This window comes from Candidatus Eremiobacteraceae bacterium, from assembly GCA_035314825.1.
In the GTDB taxonomy this organism is placed as follows: domain Bacteria; phylum Vulcanimicrobiota; class Vulcanimicrobiia; order Eremiobacterales; family Eremiobacteraceae; genus JAFAHD01.
Genome location: DATFYX010000080.1, coordinates 1 through 9,871, shown reverse-complemented (window position 1 = coordinate 9,871; position 9,871 = coordinate 1). Strand labels below are relative to the sequence as shown.

11 protein-coding genes are annotated in these 9,871 nt (G+C 68.0%); all 11 read right to left on the bottom strand.

The genetic code is table 11. The features are described 5' to 3' along the window. Window positions 1-181: 181 nt before the first annotated feature. On the bottom strand, window positions 182-1,648 hold the full coding sequence (gene gatA / locus VKF82_11620; protein HME82704.1) for an Asp-tRNA(Asn)/Glu-tRNA(Gln) amidotransferase subunit GatA: 1,467 nt from the start codon (window positions 1,646-1,648) through the stop codon (window positions 182-184). After that, window positions 1,649-1,936 carry an Asp-tRNA(Asn)/Glu-tRNA(Gln) amidotransferase subunit GatC gene (gene gatC / locus VKF82_11615; GenBank protein HME82703.1) on the bottom strand — a complete coding sequence of 96 codons (288 nt, stop codon included), beginning with the start codon at window positions 1,934-1,936 and terminating at the stop codon, window positions 1,649-1,651. It abuts the gene before it with no gap. Window positions 1,937-1,977: 41 nt separating this feature from the next. Next, window positions 1,978-3,336 (bottom strand): 23S rRNA (uracil(1939)-C(5))-methyltransferase RlmD, encoded by a 1,359-nt coding sequence (gene rlmD / locus VKF82_11610; protein HME82702.1) that lies wholly within the window; start codon window positions 3,334-3,336, stop codon window positions 1,978-1,980. Further along, the gene (locus VKF82_11605) at window positions 3,317-3,505 is read right to left on the bottom strand and encodes a hypothetical protein (GenBank protein HME82701.1); all 189 of its coding nucleotides are present in this window, start codon (window positions 3,503-3,505) and stop codon (window positions 3,317-3,319) included. Before VKF82_11605 ends, rlmD begins: the two co-directional genes overlap by 20 nt. 33 nt (window positions 3,506-3,538) lie before the next feature. Continuing rightward, complete coding sequence (locus VKF82_11600) at window positions 3,539-3,781, bottom strand: hypothetical protein (GenBank protein HME82700.1); 243 nt, start codon at window positions 3,779-3,781, stop codon at window positions 3,539-3,541. Then, a complete protein-coding gene (locus tag VKF82_11595) occupies window positions 3,768-5,096 on the bottom strand; it encodes a hypothetical protein (protein HME82699.1) in 1,329 nt (442 codons plus the stop codon). The genes VKF82_11600 and VKF82_11595 overlap by 14 nt, the downstream gene beginning before the upstream one ends. Beyond that, window positions 5,084-5,446, bottom strand: a complete 363-nt coding sequence (locus VKF82_11590; protein HME82698.1) for a hypothetical protein — start codon at window positions 5,444-5,446, stop codon at window positions 5,084-5,086. Before VKF82_11590 ends, VKF82_11595 begins: the two co-directional genes overlap by 13 nt. Beyond that, on the bottom strand, window positions 5,443-6,720 hold the full coding sequence (locus VKF82_11585) for an adenylosuccinate synthase (protein ID HME82697.1): 1,278 nt from the start codon (window positions 6,718-6,720) through the stop codon (window positions 5,443-5,445). Before VKF82_11585 ends, VKF82_11590 begins: the two co-directional genes overlap by 4 nt. 79 nt (window positions 6,721-6,799) lie before the next feature. Further along, window positions 6,800-8,101 carry a glycoside hydrolase family 125 protein gene (locus tag VKF82_11580; protein ID HME82696.1) on the bottom strand — a complete coding sequence of 434 codons (1,302 nt, stop codon included), beginning with the start codon at window positions 8,099-8,101 and terminating at the stop codon, window positions 6,800-6,802. Window positions 8,102-8,225: 124 nt separating this feature from the next. Further along, on the bottom strand, window positions 8,226-9,365 hold the full coding sequence (locus tag VKF82_11575) for an ATP-binding protein (protein HME82695.1): 1,140 nt from the start codon (window positions 9,363-9,365) through the stop codon (window positions 8,226-8,228). 43 nt (window positions 9,366-9,408) lie between these two features. Continuing rightward, window positions 9,409-9,871: response regulator transcription factor (locus VKF82_11570; GenBank protein HME82694.1), on the bottom strand; the 463-nt coding region annotated here is incomplete at its 5' end.

The following is a 9,871-nucleotide window of genomic DNA, read 5'->3' as shown; positions in this document are numbered from 1 at the left end:
GCCTTAGCGTTGGCCACCGGCAGGCTGCCGGGGAAGCCCAGGCAGACCGGACACACATTGGTGTTCGGCGGAGCCCCGAACGCGTTGCGGCAGCCGCAGAACATCTTGCTCGCGGTCAGCAGCTCGACGTGCACTTCAAGGCCGATGACCGCTTCGGTCGCCTGCTCGCTCATGACGCCGCTCATCGGGAACCGCCGTGGACGACCGGTTCGCGTGCCCACGCGTGCTTGGTGGCTTGCTCGTAGGCGTGCGCGACCGCGAACATGCGCCCTTCCTCGAACGCCGGCGCCACGATTTGCAGGCCGACCGGGAGGTCGTTCACATAGCCGCCGGGGACCGACAGCGCGGGTACGCCGGCCAGGCTCATCGGAATCGTGAAGAAATCCATCAAGTACATCGCGACCGGATCTTGCGATTTCGCGCCGAGCTCGAACGGCGGGCACGACACCGCCGGGCACGCGATCACGTCGGCGCGCTCGAACGCGTCGTCGAAGTCCTTCTTCATCAGCGTGCGCACCTTCTGCGCGCGCACGTAGTAGGCGTCGTAGTATCCCGAGCTAAGCGCATAGGTGCCCAGGATGATGCGCCGTTTGACCTCCGGTCCGAAGCCCGCCGCGCGCGTCGCCTCGAACATCGCGAACACGTCGGTGCCGTCGACCCGCAGGCCATAGCGAGCACCGTCGTAGCGCGCGAGGTTGGACGACGCCTCGGCGGGCGCGATGAGATAGTAGGTCGCCAGACCGTATTTGGCGTGCGGCAGCTTCACGGGCACGAGCGTCGCGCCCAGCGCTTCAAGATCCGCGTACGCCTTCTTGTACAGCGCCGACATCGCGGCATCCGATGCGATGCTCTCCTCGAATTCCTCGACGATGCCGATGCGCACGCCCTTGAGATCGGCGCGCAGCATCGACGCGTAATGGGGAACCGCGACGTCCACGCTCGTCGAATCCATCGGGTCGTGCCCGGCGATCGCCTCGAGCGTATCGGCGCTGTCGCGCACGTCGGCGGTCATCGGACCCGCCTGATCGAGCGACGACGCGAAAGCGACGATGCCGTAGCGCGACACGCGCCCGTACGTCGGTTTGACGCCGACGATGCCGCAGAACGACGCCGGCTCGCGGATGGAGCCGCCGGTATCGGTGCCGAGCGCGATCGGCACGTTGCGCGCACCGACGGTCGCGGCGCTGCCGCCGGAGCTGCCGCCGGGCACGTCGGCCGTATCCCAAGGATTGTGCGTCGGATGAAACGCCGAATTCTCGCACGACGAGCCCATGGCGAACTCGTCCATGTTCGTCTTGCCCACGACAATCGCGCCCGCCGCCTCGAGTCTGTCGACCACGGTGGCCGAGTACGGCGGGATGAAATTCTCGAGGATCTTCGAGCCGGCGGTCGTCTTCACGCCCTGCGTGCAGAACAGATCCTTCACGGCGACGGGCACGCCCGCCAAGCGGCCTGGGTCTTCACCGCGCGCGATGCGCGCGTCGATCTCACGCGCACGAGCGAGCGCTCGCTCTGGCGTCAACGTCAGATAGGCGCGAAGCTTCGGTTCGGTCGCCGCGATCGCGTCCAGCGCGGCCTGCGTGACCTCCGACGCGCTTGCCGTGCGTGCCATGACGGCGTCGTGGATCTCGTGTCCGGTCTTCATCATCTATTCGAGGATGCGCGGCATCTTGAAGTATGGCCCCTCGGTCGCCGGCGCATTCTTCAAGGCGGCGTCGTGATCAAGAGACGGGCGCACGGCGTCATCGCGCAGCACGTTGCGCAGCGGGATGACCTGCGCGGTGGCGGGCACGTGCTCGACGTCGAGCTCTTGCAGCTCGCGGATGAAGTCGAACAGCCGGCCGAACTGCGCCGAGAAGCGCGCCGCCTCATCGGGCGTCAGCGCGAGTCGCGCGAGCTTGGCGACGTGAGCGATATCGATCGGGGTGTCAGGCATCGGTGCTATCCTTCTCGTTCGAATGAATTCGACCGCTCCATCTACGCTCGGCGGAAGGTGACGAACACCTCGACGTGGCCGGTCTGCGGGAACATGTCGTACGGCGTCACCCGCTCGATCTTGTAGGCGCGGCCGCACAGTATCTTCGCATCGCGCGCCAACGTCGCGGGGTTGCACGATATATAAATGATGCGCGGGACGCCGTTATCGGCCAAAGCCTCAAGCACTTGCGGTTCGCAACCCTTGCGCGGCGGATCCAGGATCACCGCCTCCGCGCCGGCGAGCAGCGTGCGCCCGCGCTCGCCGCTGACCGCGTCGGCCGCGCTCGCGTTCTCAAACGCGACGTTGACCACGCTATTGGCGGCGGCGTTCGCGGCGCATTCGTCGGCGGCCGGTTTGAACCATTCGACGCCCGTGCCGGCGATGCCGCGCAGTCCGAGGATCACGCCGAACGTGCCGACGCCGCAGTACAGGTCGACAACGCGCGTCACGCCGGCCAGCTCTTCGATGAGACGCTGGGCTATCAGCTCCAGCACCGCGGTGTTGATCTGGAAGAACGACGCCACTCCGAAGCGCAGCTTCGCGCCCGCGACCGTCTCCTGCAGTATGGGCGATCCCCATAGCGTCGCGGAGCGCTCGCCGAACAGCGCGTTCTCGTTTTCCAGTTCCCAGCTGATGACCACGCCGGTCGTTTCGGGGATCCGCCGGCGAATCTCGTCGACATATGCACCGGCGGCTTTGTTCGGTTTTGGCCCATTGAAGGAGATCACCAGGTCGTCTCCCGTCGCGCTAGCGCGCGCGACGATGTGGCGGGCCAGTGAGAACGGCTGCGGCGCTTCCACGGCAAGGGTGATCAGCGCTTTCACCGCGGCGTCCAAGCGCGGCAACAGCACCGGACAGGCCTCGATCGGAACGACGCGATGGCTGCGCGCCTCGAAAAACCCCAAGCGCATCTCGCCGCCGGCGAAACGCGTGACGAGTCCCACCTTATTGCGGTAGCGGGTGCCGAGCGACTCGGGTGAGGCGACGGTCCCATCCACCGCGATGTCATCCAAGCCGCCCAGCCGGCGCAGCGCATCGCCCACGAGGCGCTGCTTCCATTCGAGCTGCGCGTCGTACGCGAGGTGCAGCACCTGACATCCGCCGCAGCGTGGGAACACCGGGCAGATCGAGTCCACGCGTTGGGGCGAGGCCTGCTCGATGGCAGTGACGTGCGCGCTCGCATAATTGCGCTTGACCGCGTCGACTGCCACTCTGACCGTCTCTCCTGGCAAGCCCCCGGTCGCGAACACGACCAAGCCGTCCACGCGGCCGACGCCTTGGCCATTCTCCAGGAGATCGTCGAGGGTGATCGGGTCGCGCGTCAGTCGAGCGGCCGCGCTATCCGCGGCGGCTCTCATCGAGGGTCTTGCGCAGCTGATCGGCTTCGTCGATCAGCGCTTGGATACGGTCGCGCGTCGGATCGGCAGGGGTGGGCACGATGAGCGTGCGCATGAAGATGAACGCCCCAAGCGCCGAGGCGATGAAGACGGTCGTCCACACCAGGGGATAGAGCACCTTGCGACTCACGAGGCGGTTCCTTTGGGCATATCGCTCATTGGTTTAGACGCGGCTGCACGCGACTTCCTCTTCCACCCGTGTTCGGACGCGATATGCGGCGAGCAGGCACGCGGCGCGAGGGGTCGTCACGAACACCACGCGCCGGCGATCGATGTCGGCCACGTAGAGCATGCCGCCGCCGTGCAGCGCGCGCCATGCGACCAGGCGCAGCGGCGATGCCGTGCGACGGCCGAACCATTGCACGAGCGCGCGCATGGCGCGCGCGCAGCGATCAGGGAGCGTCAAGCGGCGCGCGGATCTCGCTGCGAGCTCCGGCCATCCATGCAGGGACCAACAGCTGCAGCGTCGCCGGGCGCTCTCCGATGCGCACCGGCGCGACGATGGCGAAGTGCGGACTGCGAGCGGGCAGAGCTCCCTCGTCCAAGCGCACAAAGCGCGCCGGCGTGCCGGCGATGGCTGGGAGCTTTTCCGCGAAACCGCGCAGCGCAGCGCGCAGCACCGCTTCGACCGCGTCGACCGCGACGGCTCCGGGTTCGTGACCGTCGACGGGGTCCACACCCGTTACGCTCGCAACCACGCTGGCGACCGTCTCGCGATCGGCGCTGAGCACCAGCGACCCTTGCCCTCCTGCGATCAGCGCCAGCTTGAGGTCGCCTCGCTGCAGCGCCGGCGCATCGACCCGTTCGACTTGGACGGACTCGAGCACCGTCGAACAGTGCGTCATCTCGCCCAGGCGGCCGCGCGCGGCTTCGACGGCGGCACTGAATGCGGCGTGTGCTTGCGCGGGTGCGCGCGCCCCTATCAGGCGCTCGCGCGTCTGCGACGGTGCGCTTGTCTGCGCTGCGGCGCCCGTGCGCACCGGCGCATCCGGCGCCGGCTCAGGAGCCGCGTGGACGACTTCGCGCGGCGCTGCCGGCTGAGGGAGGGGCGCAGGCGCGATCTTCCGGCCTGCCGAGTCCGGTTGCGCGCCGGCGCGAGGCGCGGGCGCGGGCGCGCGCAGTTCGCGCACGGCCACGCCGGCCGACCACGCGCCGCTTTCCGTGCCTAGCTCGATCACGCCGAACCCGATGGGAGTCGAGTGCCGGCGCGCGACGTCGATGAAGCGGGCTTCGTGCAAGGGCCCAAGCGAGGCGGCACGAGCGATGGCTTGCATCACATCGAGCACGAGCGGCTCGAGCTGACGTCCGATGCGGATCCGCTTCGCGTGGCGCGTGTTCGTGCCATCGCCGCCGATGCCGATATCCGCTAACACCGCGGCGAACGAACCATCGAGATCCACATGCAGCGCGATCGCATCGCCGGCTTCGAAGCGCATGGCGTTTTGCGGCGGCGCGCCGTCCGTGCTCAGGCTGCAGATGACGCCGCGACCGAGATATTCGCGCAAGACCGTCGCGATCGCATCCGCGAGTGAGCCGGCTTCGATGGCGGCGCCGACTCCGTTCTTGACGCGCGTGACCTCTGCGTCCGGCGCAGGTGGCGCAACAGGATCAGGCGCCGCGATGGGATCGGAGGGTGCAACGACCGGCGCGCTCGCGGGAACCTCGCCACCCTGCAAGGCGACGACAAGCCGCAAGACCTCGCCCTGGCTCAGTCGAGACACGCGTGCGCGCGCTCCCGTCGCGCGATGCGCCGTTCAAGACCACGCCGCAGCGCCTCCCAGCGGCACCGCTCTTCATGGGCTGCAGCGAGCTCCGTTTCCATCATGGCCGCTTGCGCGTCGTCATACTCCGTCTCGTCTTGCCAGCCGGCATCAAAACTCGTCAGTGCAGCGCACTCGAAATGGCCCAGCGAGCCGCCCGCAAGTGCCGTCCGAAGAACCCGCTTAGCGAAGGCTGAGCGATCGCACGCCCGCGACCGGAACCACTGGATGAGCGCCCGGCACCGCAGCGCGTCGCCTTTGGCGAGCGACGCTGCGCGCGCGACAGCGGCCAATGCGCCGGCCGCGCTCACGCCCGCAGCGGCAGCGCGCCGAGCGGCGCGCTCTCGCGCACGATGATCTGCGTCCGCTCTGGGCCGACCGACACGTACGAGATGGGAACGCCGATCTCGTCCGCCAGCGCGTCGAGATAGGTGCGCGCGGCGGTGGGCAGCGCGTCGTAGCTTCGTGCGCTCGTCGTCGGCTGCGTCCAACCGGGGAAGCGACGCAGGATTACTTTGGGCTGGGCGGCCATGGCGAACGGAACGGATCCAGTGGGCACGTCTTCGTATGCCGTGCACACGCAGACCTCGTCAAGGCCGTCGAGCACGTCGAGCTTGGTGATCGCCAGATGCGTCAAGCCGTTCACGGCGGCGACATAGCGCAACGCGACGGCGTCGATCCAACCGCAGCGGCGCGCACGTCCGGTGACGGTGCCGAATTCGGCGCCGCGCTCGCGCAAGCGCTCGCCGACCGCATCCTGCAGCTCGGTGGGGAACGGCCCAGCACCGACGCGCGTCGCGTATGCCTTGGCGACCCCGATCACGTGCTCGACGTCGGTCGGCCCGAAGCCCAAACCCGCTCCCGCGCCGCCGGCGACCGTGACCGACGACGTGACATACGGATAGGTGCCGAACGTGACATCGAGCATCGCGCCTTGCGCACCTTCGGCGATGACGCGTTTGCCGGCGCGCAGCGCCCCGTGGAGAATGCCGACGGTGTCGCGCACGTGTGGGAGCACGATCGGCGCGTGCCGCTCAAGCTCCGCGATGATCGCATCGGCGTCCACCTCGATCCCGTCGCGCGCCAGCGCACTCGCGCGGCGCGTGATGATCTCACGACAGCGCGGCAGATCCCGCAGATCGCCCGCGCGGATGCCGCGCCGGGCGACTCGGTCGATATACGCGGGGCCGATGCCGTTGCCTGTCGTGCCCAGCGCAGCGGCGCCGAGCGCGCGCTCTGAGGCGCGGTCCTGTTCGATATGATAGGGCAAGATGAGATGCGCCAGATCCGACAGCCAGACGCGCGAGACGTCGACGCCGGCAGATTCGAGAGCGCGCAGTTCCTGGATGAATTGCGCGGGCGACACGACCGTGCCGGGACCGATGATGCAATGGACCGCTCCGGCCAGCACGCCGCTGGGCACGATGCGCAGTTTGTACGTCGTCTCGCCGACGCGCACAGTGTGACCGGCATTGGCACCGCCTCCAAAACGCCCAACGACTTGGGCGCCTGCGGCGAGGAAATCGACGATGCGCCCTTTGCCTTCATCCCCCCATTGAGCACCGATGACAAGGGTTATTGCCACGCGCGCCTCCTTTATAAGGCTCGTTCGGCGCGGAGAAGAGGATTCCCGGAGCGGCGCTACGGTCGAATGAATTCGACCGCTACAGGGTTGGAGTCGGCAGCGGCGTGAAGCCCATGACGCGGTCGAGCACCAGCTCCGAGTACAGCGAGCAAGGCCAGCCGAAGTTGGAACGCGTGAACTGCGAGGGGTTGTTCGGGTCGAACGATTCGTGCAGCAGGTGATCGCCGGTATCTGAGGCCTGCAGCTCCGCGAGCACGTTTGAGACTTCCTCTGGATCCGCGGCGGTCAGACCTTGCATCACCAGCGCGAGCGGCCAGACGTACCCGTGCTGCGTATGAGGACTGCCCACGCCGCGCGCATACTTGCCGGTGAAGTAGTACGGATCGTCGCTGGACAGCACGAAGCGGCGCGTGTTCTGGTAGATGCCGTTGCTAGCCGGCTCGAATCCCATGTACGGGATCGACAGCAGACTGGGGACGTTGGCGTCGTCCATGAGCACGCTGTGGCCCAAGCCATCAACCTCGTAGGCGTAGATGTAGCCGAATTTCGGCGTGTAGACGATTCCATAGCGATTGATGCCGTCGACGATGCCGGCGCGCAGCGCCTCGACCTCGTCGCGCTTGAGATTGTCGTGCCAGACGTCGGCCTCGATCTCTTTGAGCTCGCCCAAACCGACGGCGGCGAACATCTCTTCAGGGATGTTGTAGCCATACGTCGCGGGATCGTCACTCGGCCTGAACGCCGTCCATACCATGCCGGTGACCGCTGTCGGCGCGCCCTTGCCGTCGTTGATGAGCTCGCGATGGCGGTAGGTCGAGAAGGTGTGGTCGCGCTCGAGCTGCATCAGACCGAGCGCGCGCTCGTACGCCGCTTTGACCTCGGGCGTGAACACCGATGAATCGTGGGTCTGCTTCCAATACATCCAGGCGAGCTGGATCGGGTACAGCAGCGAGTCCAGCTCGTACTTCTCCTCGGCGACCTTGTAATCGCGATTGAACGCGTTGGCATACGGGTCGGCGAGCATGTTCTTCGCTTCGCGCGCGATGACGCCGCGAAGCATGGAGCGCACTTCCGGATCGGCGACGAAGAACAGGTACGGGCGCACCTGTGCGCTCGCGTCGCGCAGCCACATGGCGCCGATGTCGCCGGTGATCACGTAGGTCGTCTGATCGGTCTCAAAGGAGACGTCGTAGCGCACGGTCGAGAGCAGGCATTGGGTGTAGATCTGCCCGGTGTCGGTCGAGCCGCCGTGGAACTCGGCGGCCGCGGCGGAGATCGCGGGAAGCTCCGTGGCACGCGCCGACGCGCTTGCCGAGGTGAGCAAAAAAAGTACCCCGGCGAATGCCGAGGTCCAGTACAGGCGGATGTGGGCCGGTTCCATGGAGTCTGCGGGCGCTCCTAACTCGGCATAGGTGCTCACTCCTACGACATCGGCACGCTTCGCAGGGCGCAGTAGGCAAACCCTTGCGCGTACGCCGGATTCTCAGAAAGTTGTGACCATATTCTCATGTCGCTCGCGTGCCGCGACACGGAAGGCTGACGCACACGCGTGCACCGCGCCGGCGGCCTCGTCCAAAGGTCACAGCCCCGCCATGCGCCTCGACGAGCAGTCGAGCGATCGAGAGACCTAAGCCGGCACGTCCGTCGGCGCCGGGCGCGAACGGGGTGCCGACGGCGCCTGCCGCGCGCCGCGAAAAGCCCGGTCCCTCGTCGGCGACCGCCACGACCGCCGTGTCGCCGCGCCGCGCGATGCGAACGCTTACGCGCGCGCCCTTGGGCGAGTGGCGCGCCGCGTTGTCGAGCAGATTGATGAAGACTTGCATCAGCCGTTCGCGGTCGACCGCGGCGCGCGCATCGCCGCGGATCTCCAAGCGCGGCCTGCTGCCTCTCGCGCCGGCAGCCGACGCCGCCCATGCCGTGCGGACCAGCGCCTGCAGATCGAGCTGTCGGCGCCGTAAGACGAGCTTGCCGGCGGTCCAAGCGCCGGTGTCGATGAGGCTCTCGACAAGACGGTGCAACCGTCGTGCTTCGCGCGCCACTATGCCGCCGTAATGAGCGCGTGCGTGGGGGGTGAGGTCCGCCTCGTCGCGCAGCCGTTCCGCGTAGCCCAGAATGGACATCAGCGGTGTGCGAAGCTCGTGCGTGACCGCCGCGAGGACGAGCGCGCGTTGCGCCTCCACCCGCGCGACCACCGCGGCGCCCCGGATCGCCTGCCGCACGTCTTCTAATGGCTGCGCGACCGCGACCGGATCCAACACCGTCCATCCGGCGATGACCCCGATCTCGCCCGCACTCTGTCCTAACTCGGCCCCGGCCAGCTCGAGCAGCTGCGCCCGCACCGCCGCTCGCAGCCTGCCGGCGATCAGACCGAGCTGCGCATCGGCGACGCCATCTCGAGCAGGCGCAGCGACCGCGCGGCCGACCAGAAGCGCGACGAAGCAATGCGCCCCCGGTCCGGCCGCGATAGCATCGCTGCGGCGAAGCGCCGTGCCGACCGCAGCGCGCAACGCGGCGGCAACCGCCCGTTTGTACGTGGCCAAGACCCGGCGGCGGCGGCTCCTTGGAACGCGCTCGATGCCGGTCAGCTCGAGGTAGAGCAGCGGCGCCGAGCGGCGCGCGGCGGACAGGGCCAACAACGGCGCCACCAGCGCGCGCAGCTCCGGGATGCGTGACTGGAGAGCGCGGCGCTCAGGCCGGCGCGGCAGTGCGGCTCGGGGCGGCAAACTTATAACCGACGCCGTGAACCGTGTGGAGATAGCTCGCATGTGCGACGCCTTCGCCCAACGCGCGGCGCAGGCGGCGAACGTGCACGTCCACCGTGCGCGGATCGCCATCGTAATCAAAACCCCACAGCGTTTCGATTATCTGATCGCGGGTGAAGACGCGGCCTTGGTTGCGCACGAACAACGCTAGCAAGTCGAACTCGCGCGGCTTGAGCTTGACGGCGCGGCCCTCCACGGTCACCTCGCGGGTGTCCTCATCGAGCGTGAGGGGGCCCGCGCTGTGGCGGCGGCCGGGCGCCGGCGGCGCTTGGCCTGATCGGCGCATGATGGCGCGCACGCGCGCGATGAACTCGCGCGCCGAGAAGGGCTTGACCAGGTAATCATCCGCGCCCAGCTCGAGCCCGACGATGCGCTCGACTTCGGCGCTG